We start from the raw sequence: 23,828 nt of genomic DNA, 5'->3' as shown, positions 1-23,828 counted from the left end.
CTAGCTAAAATATGGGTTTTTGTTCAACAAAGCATAAAAAAATGTTAATTATTTTATATGTATTAACAAGAAAAAACTAGAGGCTCTGCCAAATACCGCTATTGCTGCATTTCTGATTATTTCATTTTATGTCTTGGTAGATTGATCTCATGTTCCTGAGGATAAGGTGCACGATGAGTCATGCTGACATCTTCCTTAATATTTTTATGAGCGGTAAATTGATGGTCATCAGCATTAGAATAACGCGGATCAGCAATAAAGGGCATCTTGGCCATTTTTGTTACCGTTATAGTAGGAAAGTGATAATCGACCTCAACGCTGCCTAAAAGAAGATAACAGCCGCCTCCCTGAAAAGGATATTCCTTAAGGCTTCCTGTGAAATGGGCTGTATCAAAGAACTGTCCTTCAGCGTCAATCCATGTACCGAAATACATGGATCCCATTTTTGTAGGCACATGTTTTCTGGAGATCAGGTACGCCATCATACGTACTGTTTTTTTGTGGCATCTGAGAAGATCTTTGGCCATTGCATCGCCCCGGAATCTGGTTCTGAGAAGATCAAAAGGAGAAATGGAAACCGGAAAACCCAGCAGTTCGATTTCATCAAAAGCATCTTCAAATTCTGACCGCTCCAGTTTAGGAAGTTCATATTCCCTTACCGGTTCGCGGATCAGCATAAGATTTCTATTTTCGGGCCTGAAATTTACGAGTATCAGCCGTGCAATAACCAGCAGCTGGTTTTTTGTCCTGCCCGTAAAGCGGAATGCGTCAATAAAAATCAAAATCTGCAGGCCTTCAATACCAATAGGAATGCGATTGATAAAATCTTCCAGGGATTTATAATCCCCGTTTTGCTCCCGTTCGGTCTGTATCAGTACTGCTGTTTTGGATTCCAGGCTCTGCAGATGCATAAAACCCAGATAAACGTCAAAAGATGAAGACAGTAGATTTGTTACTGGACAGCATGAGGCACTTATTTCTGAAGGACTTTTTTATAATGTACAGGATGTTTTGGATGGAAAATCACGTCTTTACAGACCTAAAATTAAAACAGTGGTAGATTTTCCACTGAGAGGCTTTTTCCTTTGTCCAAAGTGTCAAAAGAAACTGCAGGGAAGCAAATGCAAAGGAAGGCATAAACATTATACTTATTATCACTGTGAAGCGCAGTGTAAATTTAGAGTCAACACTGAAATAGCCAACCAATTGTTTGTCGATGAACTCACTAAATATCAACCTATAATTGAAGTTAAGAAATTATATAGCTCCGTTTTATATGAAACACACCGCGAGCTGGCAAATAATGCTGGTGAACAAAAAAGGAGACTTGTGGAGCAGATTAAAGATTTTGAACTTCGATTAAGCAACGCAAGAGACCTTCTTCTGACTTCGAAAATTGAAGCTGACGATTATAAGCTTATGAAGAATGACTATGGAACACGAATTGCACACCTTGAGATTGAATTAACAACAGTTGCGAATGATAAACATAGTATTGAAGAACTACTAATAAAGGGGGTTGACAATCTTATTAAGCTAAATGATTCTTATTTGAAAAGAGATTTGTCCGATGCAAGAAGCCTTATTGGTTTAGTTTATCCCGAAAATTTCACAATTCACGAAAACAAAGTACAAACCGCTCGAGTGAACAAAATGGTGGAGTCTATATATTTGATTAACAAACAGTTAAAAGCAAAAAAAAACGGGACAAAAGATGATTTTTATCTTTTGTCCCGAGAAGTGACCTCGACTGGATTCAAACCAGTAACCTCTTGAGCCGTAATCAAGTGCGCTATTCAGTTGCGCCACGAGGCCTTTTTTATTTTTCAATAAGCTATTTTTTAGTAGCTTTGTTGATTGCTGTTTGCGGGTGCAAAGATAGACATAAATGCGAGATATACAAGTATAATATAACATAAAAATTAAAAAAAAATGCAGATCGAAAATTATATACGTGATATTCAAGGATTTCCAAAAAAAGAAATTTTATTCAAAGACATCACTCCGTTGTTAAATGATCCCATTGCAAGGAATAAGGCAGTTTCTATTCTGGCAGAATCTTTAAAAGGGCTAAAAATCGATAAAGTAGTAGGCGCTGAAAGTCGGGGCTTTTTCTTTGGGATTTTACTGGCGCAGGAACTGGATGCAGGGTTTGTTCCGGTAAGAAAGCCAAATAAGCTGCCGTACGACACGATTTCGGCTTCCTACGAACTCGAATATGGTACCGATAGTTTAGAGATCCATACAGACGCTATAAAGAAAGGGGACAGGGTTTTGATTCACGACGATGTTTTAGCAACAGGCGGAACCGCAAAAGCTGTTTGTGAATTGGTAGAACAACTAGGAGGGGAGATTGTACAATGCAACTTTCTGATGGAGCTCAGTTTTTTGAACGGAAGGGAAAAAATAAGCAAACATCCCATTTTTGCCGCAATCACTTATTGATTTGCTTCTAGAATGAAGATTAAAGAATAAAGATTAACGATTTTTGATTTTGTTGTACTGAACGGGGTGAAGTTGTTGATTTTATCTAGTCTGAGATCTGAATTCAAAAATCGTTAATCTTCATTCAAAAATCTTAAGGGTTAAAATCTAAATACGGGTAAAAAAAAATCCCAATTCTAAAATAAATTCAGAATTGGGATTTGGAATTTTAAAAATTGTATTTTTTTAAAAACTTATCTTAAAGTTGCTCCAAGTTCAGTTTCGAAAGTTTGCTGTAATTTCGACATGATTTTGTCGATTTGAACGTCAGTAAGCGTTTTTGTATTGTCCTGAATGGTAAAACTCAAAGCATATGATTTTTTGCCTTCCGGAAGCTTACTGCCTTCATAAACATCAAATAAGTTGATGTCTTTTAAAAGAGATTTCTCTGTTTGTTTAGCAAGGTTAAAAATACTCTCGTACGTCGTGTTTTTGTCAATCAATAACGCTAAATCTCTGCGAACTTCAGGATACTTTGGAATTTCGGTATACTTAATTTTTCCGGTAATGATTTTTAAAATCAAATCCCAGTTGAAATCAGCAAAGTAAACATCCTGTTTGATTCCGAAATGTTTCAATATTGACTTTTTAACGACTCCCGTTTCTACTAAAGTTTCGTTATTGTAACAAATTGCCGTTCCTTCCGAGAAAACATCTGATTGTACGGGTGCATTGGTGATTTTATCAATTCCCAAACGAGACAATACTCCTTTTACATATCCTTTTAATAAAAAGAAATCAGTTGTTTTTTGAGGATTTGTCCAGCTTTCTTTGTTTCTGTTTCCGGAAATCAACAAAGTAAGGTGTTTGTGCTCCTCGTATCCGTTTAGGTATTTATGGTAAGATTTTCCGAATTCAAATAATTTTAAATCCGAATTCTTTCTGTTAATGTTATACGAAATAGCCTCTAAACCTGAAAACAATAAAGATTGACGCATAGTCGACAAGTCACTGCTTAAAGGGTTAAGTATGCTAACATTGTGCTCTTCTTTTAAAACAGTTGATAATTTTGCATAAGCAGCTGTAGTTAAAGAGTTGGCCATCATCTCGTGAAAACCTTGCGAGTTCAATTGAGACGCAATTACATTTTGAACTTTATAATCTTCTGTTCTTGGAGCGTTAGATACGGTAGCATTGAATTTTTTAGAAAAATTAATGTTGTTGTATCCGTAAACTCTCAGAATTTCCTCGATTACGTCAATTTCACGCTGCACGTCTACACGATAGGCAGGGATAGTTAAACCCAAACCTGAATCTGAAACGCTATTTACTTTTATATCTAAAGAAACCAGAATTTTTTTGATAGTATCTTTTGGAATCTCCTGTCCGATAATTTTCGAAACATGACTGAAATTCAATAAAACTGAAAAATCTTCTACTTTCTTAGGGTATACTTCTATAACGTCAGAAGTGATTTTTCCTCCGGCTACTTCCTGAATTAAAAGGGCAGCGCGTTTTAAAGCATATTCAGTAATCGTTGGATCAATACCTCTTTCAAATCTAAAAGAAGCATCTGTGTTTAGTCCATGTCTTTTAGCAGTTTTACGCACGCTTACGGCATCAAAATAAGCACTTTCTAAGAATATAGTGGTTGTTCCTTCTGTTACTCCCGATTTTTTACCTCCAAAAACTCCTGCGATACAAAGTGGTCCTTTTTCATCACAGATCATCAGATCTTCTTTGTGTAAAGTTCTTTCAACATCGTCTAAAGTCACAAATTTAGTTCCTTCAGGAAGCGTTTTTACAATTACTTTTCCGTTGATTTTTGCAGCATCAAACGCATGCAAAGGCTGTCCTAATTCGTGTAAAACATAATTAGTAACATCGACAATATTATTTTTTGGAGTCAGTCCGATAGCTTTCAGACGATCTTGTAACCATGCCGGGGATTCTTTTACAGTAATTCCTGAAATAGTTACTCCGCAGTATCTTGGTGCTAAAAGAGGTTCTTCAACATTAACATCAATTTTTAAAGTACGCATGTCTACTCTGAAGTTACTCACAGAAGGAGTAATTAACTCAATATTTACACCGCGTTGCAGCATTCCCGCTCTTAAATCACGGGCTGTACCCAGGTGACTCATAGCATCTGCTCGGTTTGGAGTTAAACCTATTTCGAAAACTTCATCATTAACAACCTTAAAAACTTCTGAAGCAGCAGTTCCGGGAACTAAATTTTCAGCCAAAACCATAATTCCGTCATGACTTGTTCCTAAACCTAATTCATCTTCGGCACAAATCATTCCGTGGCTTTCCATTCCGCGGATCTTTCCTTTTTTAATGGTAAACTCAGCACCATCTTTATCGTATAAAACAGTTCCTATCGTAGCGACAGGTACTTTTTGCCCCGCAGCAACGTTAGCAGCACCACAAACAATTTGTATAGGCGCTTCTAAACCAATATTTACAGTTGTAACTTTTAATCTGTCGGCATCAGGATGTTTTTCGCAAGTCAACACATGTCCAACAACAACACCTTGTAAACCGCCTTTAATCGATTGGTATTTTTCGACAACTTCTACTTCAAGCCCTAAATCTGTTAGTAATTCCGAGGTTTGATCAGATGGCCAGTCCGTTTTTATAAATTGTTTTAACCAATTGTAAGATATTTTCATGTTGACTTTTTTTGTTCTTGTATGAGGTTACAAATATAAGAATTGCACATTGTAGTAAGAAACAATTTATTTGCTTTTTTCAGACTGTTTTTTCAGACGGATAGTTTAGAATGTTAAGTCTTCTTTTTAACACACAAAAGTATAGTTCTTTACTTTCAAATAAGGTTTTTTACTTAAAATAAACCGCAAAGTGTTATATGGGAGAAATAGATTCTTTTTGTATGCAAAAACTATGTTTCTATGTGTTAGAATATAGGTTCTGATGTTGGAGCGCTAAAATTTTTAACACATAGAAACATAGATTTGTATTATTTAAAAGAGGGTATAGAAGAGAAATATATTTCTTTCGCATAGTGTTATGCGTTTTATTTTATGCGAAACAACTTTTTAAGCGTTTAGAAATCTGTTTCTATGCGTTAGAAACAGATTCCGATGTTTGCTCGCTAAAATTTTTAACAGATAGAAACATAGATTTGTATTATTTAAATGGGGTATAGAAGATAAATGTATTTCTTTCACATAGTGTTATGCGTTTTATTTTAAGCGATACAACTTTTTAAACGTTTAGAACTATGCCTATATGTGTTAGAAACAGATTCCGATGTTTGCTCGCTAAAATTTTTAACACATAAAAACATAGATTTGTATTATTTAAATAAGGGAATAGAACAGAAATGTATTTCTTTCACATAGTTATATGCGTTTTATTTTAAGTGAAACGACTTTTTCAGCATTAAGAACTATGTCTCTATGTGTTGAATGTTTATGCTAGTTATCTAATGATTGCGGTAACCCTTTGTAAGTGTTTGGTATTCAGTTGAATTATATAATTTCTTCAATGTGTTTTTTGATGTTCTCCGAGATCTTTTTTGTTGGCAGATCATTTTCGTCATCTCCAAACGGATCTTCGATTTCTTCTGCAATAAGTTCCAAACTTGCCAATACATAAAAAATGAAAACGACAACCGGTGCCACATAATATCCTAAACTTACAGAATAACCAAAGGGTAATGTCATCGTGTAAAAGAAGATGAATTTTTTGATAAAAGCACTGTAAGAGTAGGGAATAGGTGTGTTTTTAATTCTTTCACAGGCACCGCAGATATCTGTAAAAGACTGTAATTCCTCATTTATGATTATGAGTTGGTCTCCACTAATTTTTTTTGCTTCGTAAAGATCATTGATTTTCTGAAACATCAGTTTTTTAACCTGATTTGGTTTGTGCTTATGATGATCAATTTCGAGATCAACATCTTCAAAAAGCTGCTTTCCTGTGTCAGAATCATGCAGGTGTTTGTGCAAAACAGAAGCGTAGGCCGGAATAAATTTTCGGAAGAATTTTCGATCGTTTTCCTCCTTCAGCATTGCCGAAAGTTTGATGGCGAGATTTCGGCTGTTATTGACAAGGCCTCCCCATAGTTTTCGGCCTTCCCACCAACGATCGTAAGCAGTGTTGGTTCTGAAAACTAATAATAAGGATATTACAAAACCCAACATCCCGTGCATGATCGGGATGTTATGGATGTAATCGTTTTTACCAATTTTAAAATAAGAGACTTCAAGATACCCTACTATCGAAGAGTAAATTCCGATAGCAATCATGATTGGAAGCAGTTTTCTAACGGTATCCGATTTATGAAAATGAAAGATAAAAGTGAACCAATCTTTGGTGTTGTATGAAATCATTTGAACTTGTTTTAAAACAAATTTACTTTAAAAATTAATATTTCCGGCTAATTCTTTCAAGGCAATTTCAGATAATTTTGCCTGAAATTGTGCGTTGCTATAACGTACTTTGGCATTTACATAATTCAACTGAGCTGTTCTGAAATCAAGAGTGGTAATGGTTCCGATTCTGAATTTGTCTAAAGTAATATCTAAATTCTGCTTTGCAATGGTTACATTATCTTCTTCCAATCCAATTAACTCCAGATTGGTTAAATACGTTTGAAAAGCGGTGCTTAATTGTGTATTTAAGATCATGTTTTGCTGCTCTATAGCGATTTGTGAATTTTCGATCTGTAATTTGGCTACTTTCTCATTTCGGTGCTGATTAAAACCGTCAAATACATTTAAAGTGGCATTAAAACCATAGTTAAAACCTTTGGACGAGTTTTGACTTGTAAATCCAAGACTGGACTGACTTTCATTAAAGTTGTATCCTGAAGTAAGGTTTACTACCGGATAACGATCGGCTTTGACCTGTTTTAATTGAAGTTCAGCGATACGTTTGTTGATAATTTGTGCTTCTAAAGCAGGATTTTGCTTTTGTGCCAATTCTATTAAATCAACCAAAACAAGTTTATTGTCTACAGAAACTACATTTGTTACGGTAAAGTTTATTTTGGCATCACGGGCTAAATATTGATTCAATAAAATTTTAGCGTTAGCATAAGATTCTTTCTGTCTCAATAAAGCAACCTGATCAGAATTTAAATCTACCTGAGCGTTTAAAACTTCCAGTTTGGAGGCTTTTCCGATACTAAAGCGATTTTGCGCCAGCGTAAGTCTTTGTTTTGAAATTACGATTGTGGTATCCAGTGCCGATAATTGCTGTTGTTGCTGTACCAAATCAAAGTAAGCAGTGTTTACCTGACCAATTTTTACAAGTACGGTTCTTTTTAACTCAGAATCACCTAGTTTTTGCAATTCTTTAAGCTGGTCTAGTCGGGCGAACATTTTCATTCCGTCAAAAACGGTCCAGCCCAGACTTACTCCGTAAGCCAAACTATTGTTTTTGGCATTTCTTAAGGAAGTAGAAGTTCCGTCCTGACGCGTTTGTGACGAGTTTGTAACGCTGTTGTTGTCTGTAACCGAAGCGGTAGCAGTTGGCAACATTCCCGCATTTCCAACTGTTACATTGGTTTCGCTTATTTTAGAGTTGTTTTTGGCAATTTTAATTTCGAAATTATTCTCTAATGCGATCTTCATGGCGTCTTCGATAGTTAAGACTTCCTGCGCGCTGATTTTTGTTGTACAAAACAAAAATAAAATGAGACCTGTTACTATTATTTTAGCTTTCATGTGATGAAGGATTGCTGCGGGTGATTCTTTTAAGAAGAAGGCCGCAGCTTCTATATTATTTCAAAAATTTTATCAATTACTTAGTATCTCTTTCATATTCTTCAATATGATCAAATTCAGGATAATGTTTTCTGGCTTTGGACCACATTAAATAGATAGCAGGAATTACAAATAATGTCAGAGCCAATGAGAAAATAGTTCCTCCAACAATTACAACTCCCATACCAATTCTACTGGTTGAAGCAGCTCCAAGCGACATTGCAATTGGCAAGGCACCTAATGCAATAGCCAAACTCGTCATCAAAATAGGACGCAAACGTGCTTCTGAGGCTTCTAAAATAGCTTCTAATTTGGGTTTTCCCTGTTCACGAAGCTGATTCGCAAATTCAACGATCAGAATACCGTTTTTCGTTACCAGTCCAATAAGCATTACGGTTCCGATCTGGCTAAAAATATTCCAGGTCTGATTGAAAAGCCATAGTGAGAATAGAGCTCCTGCAACCGCCATAGGTACTGTTAAGATTATGATAAGCGGATCGATAAAACTTTCAAATTGTGCAGCGAGAATTAAAAAGATCAATAATAAAGCCAGTCCAAAAGCAAAAGAAGTGTTGGAGCTACTTTCAACAAAATCTCGCGATTCTCCACTTAAATCGGTGGTAAAAGTATCGTTCAGCACTTTTGCTTTGATTCTGTCCATTTCCTGAATACCGTCGCTGATACTTTTTCCCGGTGCCAGACCTGCAGAAACAGTCGCAGACATGTAACGGTTGTTGTGGTACAATTGTGGAGGATTACTTTGTTCTTCAATTTTAACCACGTTATCCATCTGAATCAATTCTCCGCTTTTATTTTTCACAAACATTGAAGTCAAATCCAGAGGTTTTGAACGGTCTTTTTGATCAAATTGACCAATTACCTGATACTGTTTTCCGTTTTTAATAAAATAACCAAAACGCTGTCCGCTTAAAGAAAGCTGTAGTGTCTGAGCGATATCAATAATTGAAATACCAAGACTCTCTGCCTTTTCACGGTCAATACTTACGTTAATTTCCGGTTTGTTGAATTTTAAATTAACATCAGTAACGGAGAACACGTCACTTTTGCCTACTTCTTCCATAAAAACGGGAATTTTTTCTCTCAGTTTTTCAAAATTCGGAGCCTGAATGATATATTGAATCGGCAAACCACCACGTCGGTTTACAGCAATTGTAGGCTGCTGAATTACGGATGTTTTTGCATCAGGATATCGTTTGGTCATTTTGGTCAATTGGTCGGCGATATCTTTTTGAGATCTTTTTCGCTGATCCGGTTCTACTAATGAGAGTCGAATAAAACCTGAGTTGGTAGCCGAAGCTCCAAAACCGGGCGCGGTAATCACCAAACTCACTTTTTTCTCCGGAATGGAATCGTCTACCAGTCTTGAAATTTCCTGCATAAAACGGTCTGTGTATTCGTAGGTCGAACCCTCAGGAGTTGTCATACGCATGGTAACAGAGCTACGGTCGTCATATGGAGCGGTTTCTTTTGGAAGAATAGTAAAGAATAGATAGATCAATCCAAAACACGCTATCAGAATTGGGAAACTAAGCCATTTTTTGGCGATAAAACGATTTAAAGAATCAGCGTAACCGCTGTTTAGTTTCTCGAAGAAAGGTTCAGTTCTGACATAAAATTTTGATTTTTTCTGCTCTCCGCCTTTCATCAGATAGGCGTTCAGCATTGGTGTTAGTGTCAGGGATACAAAGGCCGAAATTAATACAGCAGCCCCGATTACCACTCCAAATTCCCGAAAGAGTCGGCCTACGAAACCTTCTAAGAATATTACCGGAAGAAATACTGCCGCAAGCGTCACAGAGATCGAAATTACAGCATAGAATATCTCATTAGATCCTTTGATTGCCGCTTCAATTGGCGACATTCCTTCTTCCACCTTCTTGAAGATATTCTCGGTAACCACAATTCCGTCATCCACCACCAGACCGGTTGCGAGTACAATTGCCAACAAGGTTAGTACGTTGATAGAGAACCCAAAAAGCCACATGATAAAAAACGTAGCGATTAACGAAACCGGAATATCAATTAAAGGTCGGAACGCGATGGCCCAGTCTCTAAAGAACAAATAAATAATGATAATTACCAGAATAATCGAAATACCTAAAGTTTCGGCAACTTCAAGTACTGATTTCTTTACGAAAATAGTGTTGTCAAGTGCAATATTCAGCTTGATATCTTTTGGAAGATCCTTTTTTAAGGCTTCGTATTTTTTGTAGAATTCTGTAGAAATGTCCAGATAGTTCGCTCCCGGCATCGGCACAATAGCCAAACCAATCATCGGAAGGCCAGATTGGCTTAGTTTTGTTTCAATGTTTTCCGGACCTAATTCAGCCCCTCCAATATCGCTTAAACGAACAATTTTATCACCGTTAGTACGAATGATGATGTTGTTGAATTCTTCGGGTTTTGAAAGATTTCCGACCGTTTTTACGGTTAATTCGGTATTGTTCCCGGTTAGTTTTCCTGAAGGCAATTCGACATTCTGTGCATTTAATGCATTACGAACGTCAGATACGGTACATTTATATGCCGTTAGCTTTACAGGATCAATCCATAAACGCATAGCGTAGCGTTTTTGTCCCCAGATTTGAACTCCGCTGACTCCCGGAATGGTCTCCAGACGTTGTGAAATGACATTTTCGGCATAATCACTTAATTCTAAAGAATTTCGGGTATCGCTTTGTACGGTCATCGAAATAATAGCATCACTGTCGGCATCTGCTTTTGAGACCACCGGCGGCGCATCGATATCCTGCGGTAAACTTCTGATCGCCTGTGAAACTTTGTCACGGACGTCGTTTGCAGCTTCTTCTAAATTTTTATCAAGATTGAACTCGATGGTGATATTACTGCTTCCCTGATTACTCGAAGAGGTGATATTTCGGATTCCGTCGATTGCATTTACCGCCTTTTCGAGAGGTTCTGTAATTTGTGACTCTATAATATCAGAATTGGCTCCGGTATAATTGGTTCGGATAGAAACCTGTGCAGGGTCGATCGAAGGAAATTCCCTGACACCCAAAAACGTATAACCAATAAAACCGAATAGAATAATTAAAAGATTCAGTACGATGGTTAAAACAGGTCTTTTTATACTTGTTGTTGATAAACTCATAGTGTTATTTATGATTTTAGAGTTTAGATTTTAGATTTTTTTTGAATAGCAGAAAAAAGAGTATAGAATAAAGAAAATAGAGTATAGACTATAGAAAATAGATTGAAGCGTATTAAGTATCCCGTTAGACGTCATACATTTTACAACTCACATTTCTCATTTCTCATTTTCTATTTTTTCACATTCACTTTTATTGGAGCTTCATTTTTAAGCGACATTACGCCACTGGTAATCAGAGTATCCCCAGCTTTTAATCCTGACAGAATTAAAATAGAAGAGTCTGTTCTTGTAGCGGCATCTACCATAACTTCTTTAGCTTTTCCATTATTAGAGATGTATACTTTTTTTCCACTTTGCACGGGAATAATTGCTTCTGAAGGCACTACAATAGCATCTTTTATAATGTTTAGAGGTAATTTAACATCGGCAAAAGTTCCCGGAAAAAGTTTTCCGTCAACATTATCGGCAATAGCACGTACTTGCAGTGTACGTGTAGCCACTTCCACTTCCGGTTCGATAGCGTATGTTTTTGCTGAATAGACTTTGTCAGAACCTGAAACGGTAAAATCAATCGATGATCCTGTTTTTACTTGAGAAGCATACTTTTCAGGAATAGAAAATGTAATTTTTAATTTACCGGTGTTTACCAGTTTAGCCACCAAAATAGTAGGGGTGATATAAGTTCCAGGAGAAATAGAGCGCAAACCAATCTTTCCTGAGAAAGGAGCCTTAACCGAAGTTTTTGCAATCTGAGCTCTGATTAACTGACTTTGTGCCTGTGCAGACGCATGATCAGCCTTAGCAACATCAAATTCTTCCTGACTGATTGCCTCTTTTTGAAGCAATAACTTGGCTCTTCTTTCATTTTCAGCTGCAAGACCTTCTCTGGTTACCGCTTGTCTTAACTGAGCTTTTAGTTCAATATCATTTACTTTAAAAAGTACCTGACCTTTGTTTACAAAAGTGCCTTCAGTGAAATAAATCCCTTCCACAATTCCTGAAACCTCACTCCGAATTTCAATTTGTTCATTGGCTTCAATAGAGCCTGAAAGTGATAAATTGTTATCGAAAGTGGTGGTCTTAACGATAATTCCGGTTACTGTAGTAGGAGTGTCTTTGTCTCCAAATTTTTTTGATTCGTCGTTCTTCTTTTTGTTTGATACGACTCTGTAGGCAATAAAACCTCCTAATACAATGATTAAAAGGGCGTAAACAAGGTTTTTTACTTTCATAAACTTGAGGTAAATGTATTTTTGGTGTATGTTTTTAGTAAGCTCACAAATTTAACTTTTTGTTGTGAAATCTGATGAGCTTAGCTTTTATTTAACATTTGTAGGTACAAATTTTAAAAGAAGGCCTTGATTAGACTGTTTTACTTTACAAAGGTTTAATGGAGAAGTTAAAAAAAAATGAAAATAAATAAGAAAGGGTAAAGTCAGGGACTGTAAAACTCATTTTTATGGTTTTACGCACAAAACAAGTAGAACTACGGGTTTTAAAAATAGAAAAAAACGCACAAAGCTATAATTTTGTGTATTTTGTCCGATTTTATTTGCAGTTTATCGATTTTATTTGTAACATTGATAAGCTTAAACAAAATGACATGTTTTTCATCTAACGGCTAATGTTTTTGAGGGTTAAGCGTTAAATTATGTAGATTTTTTATTTTATTTAAAGTTAAAATAGTTAAATAGCAAAGCAGTTAGTTAACAATTGTTTAGACATTTTTTAAGTTTTCACCCCAAATTCACCTGTTTATGCTCAAAAAATTACTAGTTGGTTTATGGATGGCATTGTTAGTTGCCGCTATTTCGGTTCTGTTCTGGCAGAATGAATTTAAGTACAGTTTACCTACACCTGTTCCTGTGAATTATAAAGTGATAGCCATGGGGAGTAAAATTGATTTGAAATGCTGCTTAGCAGACCGAAAACCAATTTTTATCCATTTTTTCAATCCTGATTGTCCCTGTTCGCGTTTTAATATCCCTCATGTCAGCGAACTCATTCAGAAATATGGCGACAGGATAAATTTCAAAATCGTAGTGCTTAATAAAGAGAAAACCTTTACCATAGCCGAAATTCAGGAGAAGTTTAACGCCAAGATTCCAGTTTATTTTGATCAGAGCATAGCAAAAAACTGTGGCGTGTTCTCAACGCCGCAGGCAGTTTTACTTGATGGCTCACAGAATTTGTATTATCGCGGAAATTACAATAAAACCAGATATTGCACGAATGCCGACAGTAATTATGCTCAAATGGCAATTGATTCATTATTAAAACAAAATCATTCACCCTCGTTTGATGCATTGGCTTTAAGGGCCTATGGATGTTCGCTACCAAAATGCAATAAATAAACCAAATTCTTAACCAAAATCATTTTAATTTATGAAAACAAGAGCCAGTTTGAATGAGCAAGATTATTTGCACAATTTTATGTCTACGATGACGCAAAGATCAGACACTATTATTAATTACGTATTAGCAATTTATTTTCTCCTCGGAATTGCTTTGGCCTTTAAGTATGACACGTTTGAGATTGGAGTCGGGGTGGGTGTTTTAAATTTATTACTATATTATTCGGCTAAATTTTTCTTCAAAAAATCTAACTTTTATCAGTATGTTCTGGCCATTGTTCTGGCTGTGTTTATGGCACAGTACATTTATCAGATGCACGGTTTGTTTGAAATGCATTTTACCGTTTTTATCGCCAGTACAATTTTAATTATCTATCAAAACTGGAAATTGCAAATTCCTTTAACGCTTTTAGTGGTATTGCATCACGGGGCTTTGGCATATCTGCAAAATACTGTTTTTAACGATCCAAAAGGACTGCAATTATATTTTTCGCAGGTTAATTTTGATTCGGAAACCTTTCTGATCCATGTTGTCTTGGCGGCAGTTGTATTTTTTATGAATGGCTATTGGGCGTATTATTTTAAAGAACACAGTCAAAATCACATCTCTAAAATATCGGACGAATACGAATTGGAGAACATGAAGCTAGCCTCGGCAAAATACAGTTCTCTTACAGCTACTAAAGATTATAACGATTTTATTCACAGAACTACGCTGGATTTAAAGCTACCGGTAAGCTCGGTTCTCAAACTTATTGATGTTTCAAAAGGACATACTGATAATGATAAGTTGTTGAGTTATCTCGAAATGATGCGTGAAAGTGCTAAGAAAATTGACGATCTGGTAAACGATATTCATGTGAAATCAACTGACACCAGAAGTTAAGATAAAGAAGAGTAGTGTGTTGTATATTAGTTAGTTATTTGCTTTCTTGATGCACTACAAAGATGTACAGGCCAAAGGCAAAAAAATAATTGCTTATTAATTTTAAATACAGGATTTATGGACAACAGAATTACCCGCCCGACTCCATCCGACAGAGAGGTTGATTGGAACAGAACTAAAGTGTTATTAAGTAAAACGGATACAAAAGGAACCATTCTATATGCAAATGAAGCTTTTATTGACGTTTCAGGATATGATGAGCATGAATTAATTGGTCACGCTCATAATATCGTGAGACATCCGGAGATGCCAAAAGTAATTTTTAAATTCTTATGGGATAGTATCAAATCTAGTCAGAATATCCATGTTATTATTAAGAATATGTCTAAAACAGGACGATACTATTGGGTTGTAACTGATTTTAAAATTATTGCTGATGGTGACGGCGAGATTATTGGTTATTTCGGGACTAGAAAATCGGTACCGGAAGAAATAATTACAAAGTTTATTGATCCCTTGTATAAAAAGTTACTACATATCGAAGAAGTTAGCGGAATAGGTGCCTCCGAAGACTATTTGGTAGGTTTTTTAGAAGAACGCAAAAAAACATACATGGAGTATGTTGATCATCTGATTGCTACAGGAAAAGACGATAAAAACAAAATCAGCAAAGGTCTTTTTAGTGGTCTTTTCGAAAAGAAAGCAGCTCCTAAAAAATAAACTACAGCAGAAATATATACTTCATTGTAAAAGACGAACATTCGACTTCCAAAAATTTGTCCCCCAACGAATTTAAATCTCCAAAAACATCAGTCGTTGAATTTTTACTCTTTATTACAGTGAAGTATTTTTTAAAATTTCCATAAACCTTCGACTTCGCTCAGGGTGACAGTACTATGCCCGCATTCAATTTAGGTTTTATAAGTCCTCAATTTCACTTAGATTACCGTTACGCAATTCTAAGTTATAAACCTCAGAACCTTAGCATCTCAGTATCTTAGCACCTCTAACTAATATAATTCCAAATATTCTTCTTTTTGGTCAGTTCTATAAAAACGGCCTTAAGTATGGCGTGTTCTGGTTTTTGAAGCGGACCGTCTTCTTTTAGGATCTTCATAGCATAGTTACGGGCCAGGCTTAAAATATCTCTGTCACGGACTATATCAGCAATTTGAAGATTTAAAACACCGCTTTGCTGTGTCCCCATTAAATCTCCCGGGCCACGAAGTTTAAGATCTACTTCGGCGATTTCGAACCCGTCATTAGTCTGAACCATTGTTTCCATTCGCGTTTTACTGTCAGAGCTCAATTTAAAACTCGTCATCAGTATGCAATAACTTTGCTCTGCTCCACGTCCCACACGCCCTCGGAGCTGATGTAGCTGAGACAATCCGAAACGTTCGGCACTTTCGATAATCATTACACTTGCATTAGGCACGTTAACTCCTACCTCAATTACAGTTGTAGCCACCATGATATTGGTTTTACCTTCAGAAAAGCGTTTCATTTCGGCATCTTTGTCGGCTGGTTTCATTTTTCCATGTAGGATAGAAATTGAATACTGGGGCAATGGAAAATCGCGGGAAATACTCTCATAACCATCCATCAAATCTTTGAAATCCATTTTCTCTGATTCCTGAATCAAGGGATATACGATGTAAATTTGTCTTCCCAAGGCAATTTCGTCGCGCAGGAATTTCCAGACTTTTAAACGATTACTATCAAATCTATGTACGGTTTGAATAGGTTTTCGTCCCGGAGGTAATTCATCAATTACAGAAATGTCTAAATCACCGTACAAACTCATCGCTAAAGTTCTTGGAATAGGAGTAGCGGTCATAACCAAAACGTGTGGAGGAATTTCGTTTTTCTTCCACAATTTCGAACGTTGTTCTACACCAAAACGATGCTGCTCGTCAATTACTGCGAGACCTAAATTTTGAAACTTTACCTTGTCCTCCAAAAGTGCATGTGTGCCAATTAAGATCTGCAAACTTCCGTTTTCGAGCTCTTCATGAATAATCTTTCTGGCTGAAGTTTTACTTGAGCCAGTTAGGAGTTTTATGTTGATATTTAGCGTTTTAGCTAATTCTGACAATCCTATAAAATGCTGATTAGCAAGGATTTCTGTCGGAGCCATCAGACAGGCCTGAAAGCCATTGTCTATAGCCAAAAGCATGCTCATAAAAGCTACGATCGTTTTTCCGGAACCTACATCTCCTTGCAATAATCTATTCATTTGAGCATTACTTCCCATGTCCGAACGAATCTCTTTAACTACTCTTTTCTGAGCGTTCGTTAGTTGAAAGGGCAGATGATGCTGGTAAAATTCATTGAAAAATTCACCCACTTTTAGAAAAGGATGTCCTTTGATTTTATGCTTCCGAATGAGATTTTTGGTAATTAACTGTAGCTGTATAAAAAACAGTTCTTCAAATTTTAATCGGTATTGGGCTTTAGCTAAAGCATCGGTACTTTTTGGAAAATGAATATTAAACAGAGCAGCTCTCTTTGAAATAAGCCTTAATTCTTCGATTAAATAGGCCGGAAAAGTTTCTGTAAACAAAGCCTGAGTCTCCAAGAACAATTGCTCCATTAGTTTATTAATGGTTCGGTTTGAGATTCCTTTATTAGCCAGTGTTTCTGTTGAAGGATAAACCGGCTGCATGGCCGAGCGAAGACTTCTTTCATGCTCGCTCCACAATTCGATTTCAGGATGTGCCATACTGAACTGGCTTCCATACAACGAACATTTTCCGAAAATCACACAAACTTCATTCAGTTTCAAACTCTCACGAACCCATTTGTGGCCCTGAAACCAATTTAAGTCAATTTGTCCCGTATCATCTACAAAAGTAGCAACCAGACGTTTTTTGTTCTTCGCAAATTCAACTGTTTTAATGTTGATTATCTTTCCGATAATCTGCACCTCAGAACCGGTATTTTGAAGTTCATTAATTTTATAGTAACGCGTCCGGTCAATATACCTGTTGGGGTAAAAATTAACTAAATCTCCATATTTATGAATTCCCAATTCCTTACGAAGCAGCTGCCCACGACTGGGGCCAACGCCTTTTAGGTATTCGATTGGGGTTTCAAGGAGATTGTTAGACATGTAATGATTTTAGGTTTTAGATTGTAGAGTCAAGAAAATAGAGCCAAGATTCAAGATTGTAGAACAAAGATTATAAGGTGTAGAATTTACTCTATCTTCTTTGTTCTTGACTCTATTTTTTCGTTCTATTTTCTTTCCTAACTGCGAAGATAGATTTTAATTGGGAAATTTGAAAGTCGAAATTGTCGGTTTGCTATTTTGAAAAACAAAGATAATAATTAGATTTGTTAAGATGTTTAAGACAATTAGCCCTTACTATGACTAACGAAGAAAAAGTTCCTTTTGAAACCATGACCTTTGCAGGTGTTGCATTCAAAGTGATCAATCGACACGAAGCACATACTATTATTGGAGATCTTACTGATTTTAACAATCAGAAAATATACAACGTTTTTGAAGACAGCTGGCGTTTTCCAGACTACGAAGAAAATCCGATATTTCTGCTAGCAGAAGAAGATGTAGAAATGGATTCGTTTGAGATGGATTATAGTACAGAAGAACATCCGGATGTTTTTATACTTGGATTTATTTTCAAAGGAAATCTAACCGTTGGTAAATGTATAAGCTCTTATGATACTGACAACTCACCGGCCTTAATCGTTTTGGGAGAAACCACTACTGTAAACATTACTTTGTTTGGAAGTGTTCATTATTTGGGTGGTGGCTTAAAATGTGATTCGCTTATAGGAGAATACAACCACGGAGAGCTCTTTGTTAAAGGCGATGTTACAGCCTGGCTGATCTACAGTGATGATATGTGGATGCATTTTGAGCGTTTTACCAATGTTCAGGCAATTATTAATATAAGTAGACCTGATATATTAATTTGCAGTAATCTAACTACAGATGACGGATCAATTATAACAGTAGAAAATTATCTGCCATCAACACATAAACTAAGCGATATTGTAAACGATTCTTTTATAGAGCAGACTCAATATGGCACAGCGATTTTAGGAAATAATTATTATGAGGAAGTCTTTAAAAAAGGGCTATCCATTATTGATTATGGCAAAACCGAAAAGTATCAGTACAGTGATTTCCGCAATCAATTTGTAAATTTAATTGAAGTTTTATCTGAAAAAGAAGAATTTAAAAACAACGAAAGACTTTATCGCCACATTGATGGTACCACGTATTTGTTTATTTCTTTTGATTACGAAGGAATGAAATACAGTCAGATTTCAGAAGAAATTGAAAACGGTTTTAATATCAGAATGCGTGGTTTGTGGTGCCATGATACAGAGGAAATTACACTCCTTTTGGAATATCTTGATGAAGATAGAGATCCAAAATACCAATGGATGAACGACGAAACTGCGATTGGAATTGAATTTTATGGTATAAAACGTGCGGTCCTAAAAGCTTTTGAAGTGCTTAAGGAAGAACCTGTTGAAGGAGAAGAAAGCGACGAAACCGAATATGCTGAATACGACAGTAGTTTTTCATTAGAAGAATACTCAGCTCAGTTTGGTAATTATATTTTACCTGCAGATTTAGTGAAATTATATAAATTCGAGCAGGAATATGGCGTAGAAAGCTATTCAGAATGTTTTGGTTTGACCATAACAGAAGACAAAACCGGTATAAAAACATGGTCGGAAGAAGAAGAATTTTATAGCAGCTTTATTGAATTTGCAGGGGCAAACGGATCGGGAAGTTCGTACGCGTATTGGCTTATAGCCAATGATTTAAATAAGTGTCCCATAGTTGTCTTTGGTGACGAAGGCGGAATTCATGTGGTAGCAGAAAACACTCGTGAATTAATACATCTGTTAACTTTTGATACCGAAATTTCAGTTGATTTTGATTCGGCTTATTTTTATAAGGATGAAGAATATTATGAAGAAAGTGAAAATAAGGAAGTGTTTGAGGAATGGGTCAAAAAAGAATTTAATCTTAACGTGATAACATCAAACGAAGAAACGGATGAAATTGTAAACCAGGCTAAAGAGAAATATAAAACACAATTAAATGATTTTTTAATTCGGTTTGGTATCGAAGTAGGCGAAGAGAATGAATAGTTGAAATAGCTATAAATCTTGGCAAAAGAGCAGAAAAGAATCGAAATCTATATCTTTGAAAAAAAATAAAAAAATGATAACACATTTAGCACTTTTACGCGGTATTAATGTTTCTGGTCACAACATGATGAAAATGGAGGCTTTGAAAGCGATGTTAGAAAATATCGGCTTTCAAAACGTACGTACCTATCTACAGTCCGGTAATGTATTTGTTGATACAGAAGAAGAAAGCGCTTCTAAAGTAGGTTTCATGATCAAACAGGAAATCTTTAAGGTTTTTGGGCACGAAGTTCCTGTGGTTGTAATTACTAAAAAAGATTTAGAATTGTGTTTTGAAAACAACCCGTTTTTGAAAGAAAAAGATATTGATACCAAAAAGCTCTATGTAGCTTTTGTTTCAGTTGCCTTAAAAGACGAAAACATAAATGATCTTAAAATTAGCCAGTTCAAGCCGGACGAAGCAAGTATCGACGGAAACAAAATTTTTATTAAATATGCCGTTGGAGCAGGGAAAACGAGATTCGATCAAAAATATATAGAGAAAAAACTAAATGTAACTGCTACAATTAGAAACTGGAACACCGTTACTAATTTGCTGAACATGTATTCTTAATTAGTCAATGTGATAATGAGATAATTTGTTAATGAAATATTTTTCTAATTATCTAATTGCCTCATTATCTAATTAGCTTCGTAGCCATTTTAGCATTGTTGGAAATGAAGGCTTCCCCTCATCAAGAGCACGATCATTGCTTAAAGTAAGTCCGATCCATTCGAGAAAAGGCAATCCGATGTAATTTTTAGCCTTAAAACTAGAAATCAGCCACTCGGAATCATTCTTATAACCGTTAGGATGGAATACCAGTTCTAGCGGTAATTCTAAATGAGTACATGCGGCAAATGACCATAAAATAGCAGCCATTTCTTCGGCTTCAGTGGGCCAGTTCGAAGCTATTTTATCGGTACCCACAATTTGTCTGTCAGCAGGAGAGGTAACCGCCATATGTCCGGCTTCGTGTAAAATATCACCTGGGTATAATAATTTGCTGTAATCAATAAAGATACAATTGGGACCCAAATCCAAACCAGGCAGAAAAGTGTCATTCAGTTCTTTTTCAATTACATCTATCCCAATTTCATCAAGAAAAGATAAAATTTTCTTTACTTCTGAATTTTCTTTCGTGAACATAATCTCGTTTTAAATCAAATCGCAATACCAAAATCCATAATCAAAAGCATCGCTGGAACTGGTGTCACAAGCCGTGTCTGAGGACTCTTGAGTTTTAGGTTTTTCATACTTGCGGTAAACAATTTCACCAATTTCAAAATGTACAGGCTCTGAGAAGATTGGGCCATCGAAAGTAAAAGTATGAAACTCGCCGTTTTCACCACAGACGTCAACATTTTCAGGTAAATCCTTAATGAAATCGGCGTCGATAATTCGACCCACAAAACTTTTGTCTAAATAGCGTTCGTTAACACAAACAACAATCGTTTTAAAACCCAGAGAAATGAACTCCTGTATTAAATCACGTGTAGGGATCTTCCAAAGAGGAAAAACACCTTCAAACCCAATCTTTTCCAATTGACTTTCGCGATACTTTCGCAAATCTTCCAGAAAAATATCCCCGAAAACAGAATGTGTGATTTCCCGATTTTGTAGTTCCGTCAGAGTTTCAGTCATAGCACTTTCATAAGCTTCCATGGTAGGCATCTCAGGAATCTGCATAACCTTCAAAGGTAAACCAAGACTTTTGGCCTGCGCTTCGAGGAGTTCAACACGAACACCGTGCATAGAAATACGCTGGTACTTTTGATTAACACTTGTTAGTAAGCATTCAATTGTGAAGTCAGGATTTTTTAGAATTTTATACAAAGCAAGAGCAGAATCTTTTCCGCTGCTCCAGTTAAATAAGGCTTTTTTAGATGTTGACACGTTGCTGTAATTTTGTGTCGTAAACTTACAAATTTCATTCGATTTGTTGATCAAACCTTTGTAACTTTGGAATTTCGCCTTCAATTTTGTTTCCATGAAATACATTCTTCTGTTATTTACCACTTTTACTTTCGCACAACAAACACAATTTGTTGATTTTAAAACCGTTTCAGGGAAATTATCTTTAAATGCGGTAGAAAAATCAATTTCCGGAACAGTTGATTATCAGTTTGAGGTACTAAAACCCATTGATACGATTAAGATTGACGCCAAAAACATGGAATTCTTTCATGTTCAGATTGACAACAAAGAAGCTGATTTTATAAACACGGGAAAAGAATTGCAAATTATTGGTGATTTTCAGAAAGGAGAAAATCATCTAACTTTTCAATACACCGCCAAACCGAAACAGGCTTTGTATTTTGTAAATATGGATCATTCTGAAGTACAAATCTGGACACAGGGACAAGGAAGATACACTAGTAACTGGTTTCCAAGTTTTGATGATGTGAACGAGAAAATCGTATTCAGCTTAGGAATAACCTATGATACCGCTTATCAGGTAGTTTCAAATGGTATTCTAAATAATAAAACATTAACAGATACGCAGACCTATTGGCAGTACAAGATGGAAAAGCCAATGAGTTCCTATCTCTTAATGCTTGCGATAGGGAAGTATGACAAGAAAGAGTTCCGCGCAAAATCTAAGATTCCGTTAGAATATTATTTAGAAAACAAAGACGCGAATCGTTTTGAACCGACCTATCGTTATTCGAAGCGTATTTTTGATTTTATGGAGAAAGAAATAGGCGTTAAATATCCTTGGGAAGTTTATAGAGAAATTCCGGTTCGTGATTTTTTATATGCCGGAATGGAGAATACAACTTCAACGCTTTTTGCTACACGGTATGTAGTAGATTCAATAGGTTTTGAAGATAGAAGTTATACAAATGTAGACGCTCATGAATTGGCACATCACTGGTTTGGTGATTTAATTACAGCTGAAAGTAGTACGCACCATTGGCTTCAGGAGGGGTTTGCTACTTATTTTGCGGCTTTGGCTGAAAGAGAAATTTACGGTGACGATTTTTTCTATTCCAAATTATACGATACAGCACAACAGATTAAGTTTGCTTCCAGAACGGATTCAATTCCGGTTTTGAACGCAAAAGCAAGTTCGTTGACTTTTTACGAGAAAGGGGCTTGGGCGCTGTTTGTATTGCATGAGTCCATAGGTGATAAAGCATTTAAAAAAGCGATAAAAAGTTATTTAAAGAAATATGCCTATCAAACCGTAACCACACAAAATTTCTTTGACGAGATTAAAAAAGTAGCTGATTTTGATCTTGATAAATTTCAGAAAACCTGGTTGGAATCGACCGTTTTTGATACACCAACTGCCAATACTTTATTGAGTAAAAATAAATCGATTCAAGTTCGTTTGGAGGTAGATAAATTAAAAAAGACAGCTTTAACGGAGAAAGAAGAATTTTTAAGTAAAACTTTAAAATCGGATATTTATTACACTGTAAAAGAAGCTATTGTAAATCAGTTAGAAAACGAAAAGTACGAAGCTAAAAAAGCACTCTTATTACTTGCGATGCAAACTAATGATATTCAGGTTCGACAAGCAGTTGCCGGTAGTTTAAGTAAAATTCCGGAAGATTTCAGAACGGAATACGAAACGTTACTCGATGATAAATCTTACCAGACACAGGAAATTGCTTTGTATTGGCTGTGGAGGAATTTTCCGGAGCACCGTACGAGATATTTAAATAAAACAATGAACTGGATTGGTTTTAATGACTATAACCTAAGAACATTGTGGCTTTCGTTAGCACTGTCAACACCAAATTACGCAGAAAACTCCGAAACTCTAATTACTGAACTGATTGCTTTTTCTTCTACAAAATACGAAGCAACAACGAGACAAAATGCTCTTGAAAAACTTGTTGCTTTTAAGATTATCAACGATTCCGTTTTAAGTAATTTAGTTTCGGCAACCACACATCATATGTGGCAATTTTCAAAGTTTGGAAGAGATACAATTCGGCTTTTATTAAAAAATCCGGACATGCGTGCTTCGTTTGAAAGAATTTTGATTAATTTAAACCCCGATGAACAGTTTCAACTGAAGCGTTTATTGGCCGAGGAAGTAAAGAAATAGCATTAGATTATTAGTAGAAAAGATAAGAAAACAGAGTAATGAGAGAAGTGC

General features: G+C 35.9%; 16 protein-coding genes, 1 tRNA gene and 1 pseudogene. 8 read left to right on the top strand and 10 right to left on the bottom strand.

Annotated features, from left to right (window positions below):
- Positions 1 to 116: 116 nt before the first annotated feature.
- Positions 117 to 929 (bottom strand): annotated as a pseudogene (locus OGZ34_RS15725) (helix-hairpin-helix domain-containing protein); the annotation flags it as partial.
- 82 nt (positions 930 to 1,011) lie between these two features.
- On the opposite strand from OGZ34_RS15725, the gene OGZ34_RS15720 reads away from it, so the two are divergent.
- Complete coding sequence (locus OGZ34_RS15720; RefSeq protein WP_263360826.1) at positions 1,012 to 1,776, top strand: zinc ribbon domain-containing protein; 765 nt, start codon at positions 1,012 to 1,014, stop codon at positions 1,774 to 1,776.
- Here OGZ34_RS15720 and OGZ34_RS15715 read toward each other — a convergent pair.
- Positions 1,742 to 1,815, bottom strand: a tRNA-Arg gene (locus OGZ34_RS15715). The two genes, OGZ34_RS15720 and OGZ34_RS15715, sit on opposite strands and share 35 nt — an antisense overlap.
- A gap of 117 nt (positions 1,816 to 1,932) precedes the next feature.
- Between OGZ34_RS15715 and OGZ34_RS15710 the strand changes: the two genes are divergently transcribed.
- Positions 1,933 to 2,445 (top strand): adenine phosphoribosyltransferase, encoded by a 513-nt coding sequence (locus OGZ34_RS15710; protein ID WP_263360825.1) that lies wholly within the window; start codon positions 1,933 to 1,935, stop codon positions 2,443 to 2,445.
- 233 nt (positions 2,446 to 2,678) lie between these two features.
- Here the strand turns inward: OGZ34_RS15710 and pheT are convergent, their stop codons facing one another.
- The 5 genes from pheT to OGZ34_RS15685 all read right to left on the bottom strand — a co-directional run bounded on the left by pheT (position 2,679) and on the right by OGZ34_RS15685 (position 12,527).
- Complete coding sequence (gene pheT / locus OGZ34_RS15705; RefSeq protein ID WP_263360824.1) at positions 2,679 to 5,099, bottom strand: phenylalanine--tRNA ligase subunit beta; 2,421 nt, start codon at positions 5,097 to 5,099, stop codon at positions 2,679 to 2,681.
- An 822-nt stretch (positions 5,100 to 5,921) separates the two neighbouring features.
- The gene (locus OGZ34_RS15700; protein ID WP_263360823.1) at positions 5,922 to 6,785 is read right to left on the bottom strand and encodes a bestrophin family protein; all 864 of its coding nucleotides are present in this window, start codon (positions 6,783 to 6,785) and stop codon (positions 5,922 to 5,924) included.
- Between the two features lie 27 nt (positions 6,786 to 6,812).
- Entirely contained in the window at positions 6,813 to 8,123 is a 1,311-nt protein-coding gene (locus OGZ34_RS15695) for a TolC family protein (RefSeq protein WP_173966082.1), read from the bottom strand.
- Between the two features lie 76 nt (positions 8,124 to 8,199).
- A complete protein-coding gene (locus OGZ34_RS15690) occupies positions 8,200 to 11,295 on the bottom strand; it encodes an efflux RND transporter permease subunit (protein WP_173966081.1) in 3,096 nt (1,031 codons plus the stop codon).
- A 170-nt stretch (positions 11,296 to 11,465) separates the two neighbouring features.
- Positions 11,466 to 12,527: an efflux RND transporter periplasmic adaptor subunit gene (locus OGZ34_RS15685; RefSeq protein WP_173966080.1), complete on the bottom strand. Its 1,062-nt coding sequence runs from the start codon at positions 12,525 to 12,527 to the stop codon at positions 11,466 to 11,468.
- A 525-nt stretch (positions 12,528 to 13,052) separates the two neighbouring features.
- Here OGZ34_RS15685 and OGZ34_RS15680 point away from each other — a divergent pair.
- From OGZ34_RS15680 to OGZ34_RS15670, 3 genes are all read left to right on the top strand, one after another.
- Positions 13,053 to 13,649: a TlpA family protein disulfide reductase gene (locus OGZ34_RS15680; RefSeq protein ID WP_263360822.1), complete on the top strand. Its 597-nt coding sequence runs from the start codon at positions 13,053 to 13,055 to the stop codon at positions 13,647 to 13,649.
- Positions 13,650 to 13,680: 31 nt separating this feature from the next.
- Complete coding sequence (locus OGZ34_RS15675; protein ID WP_173966078.1) at positions 13,681 to 14,535, top strand: hypothetical protein; 855 nt, start codon at positions 13,681 to 13,683, stop codon at positions 14,533 to 14,535.
- Positions 14,536 to 14,652: 117 nt separating this feature from the next.
- Entirely contained in the window at positions 14,653 to 15,255 is a 603-nt protein-coding gene (locus OGZ34_RS15670) for a PAS domain-containing protein (protein WP_173966077.1), read from the top strand.
- Positions 15,256 to 15,541: 286 nt separating this feature from the next.
- On the opposite strand, the gene recG is transcribed toward OGZ34_RS15670, so the two are convergent.
- Positions 15,542 to 17,650 (bottom strand): ATP-dependent DNA helicase RecG, encoded by a 2,109-nt coding sequence (gene recG / locus OGZ34_RS15665; RefSeq protein ID WP_263360821.1) that lies wholly within the window; start codon positions 17,648 to 17,650, stop codon positions 15,542 to 15,544.
- A gap of 257 nt (positions 17,651 to 17,907) precedes the next feature.
- Between recG and OGZ34_RS15660 the strand changes: the two genes are divergently transcribed.
- Both OGZ34_RS15660 and OGZ34_RS15655 read left to right on the top strand, forming a co-directional pair.
- Positions 17,908 to 19,674, top strand: a complete 1,767-nt coding sequence (locus OGZ34_RS15660) for a hypothetical protein (RefSeq protein WP_263360820.1) — start codon at positions 17,908 to 17,910, stop codon at positions 19,672 to 19,674.
- Positions 19,675 to 19,747: 73 nt separating this feature from the next.
- Positions 19,748 to 20,287 carry a DUF1697 domain-containing protein gene (locus tag OGZ34_RS15655; protein WP_263360819.1) on the top strand — a complete coding sequence of 180 codons (540 nt, stop codon included), beginning with the start codon at positions 19,748 to 19,750 and terminating at the stop codon, positions 20,285 to 20,287.
- Positions 20,288 to 20,359: 72 nt separating this feature from the next.
- Here OGZ34_RS15655 and OGZ34_RS15650 read toward each other — a convergent pair whose 3' ends face one another.
- The gene (locus OGZ34_RS15650; RefSeq protein ID WP_263360818.1) at positions 20,360 to 20,863 is read right to left on the bottom strand and encodes a hypothetical protein; all 504 of its coding nucleotides are present in this window, start codon (positions 20,861 to 20,863) and stop codon (positions 20,360 to 20,362) included.
- A 9-nt stretch (positions 20,864 to 20,872) separates the two neighbouring features.
- On the bottom strand, positions 20,873 to 21,706 hold the full coding sequence (locus tag OGZ34_RS15645; RefSeq protein WP_263360817.1) for a Dph6-related ATP pyrophosphatase: 834 nt from the start codon (positions 21,704 to 21,706) through the stop codon (positions 20,873 to 20,875).
- Here OGZ34_RS15645 and OGZ34_RS15640 point away from each other — a divergent pair.
- Positions 21,705 to 23,777, top strand: a complete 2,073-nt coding sequence (locus OGZ34_RS15640; protein ID WP_263360816.1) for a M1 family metallopeptidase — start codon at positions 21,705 to 21,707, stop codon at positions 23,775 to 23,777. The two genes, OGZ34_RS15645 and OGZ34_RS15640, sit on opposite strands and share 2 nt — an antisense overlap.
- Positions 23,778 to 23,828 lie beyond the last annotated feature (51 nt).

The sequence above is a fragment of the Flavobacterium collinsii genome, assembly GCF_946903285.1.
GTDB lineage: Bacteria > Bacteroidota > Bacteroidia > Flavobacteriales > Flavobacteriaceae > Flavobacterium > Flavobacterium collinsii.
This window is presented reverse-complemented; position numbering and strand designations above follow the sequence as displayed.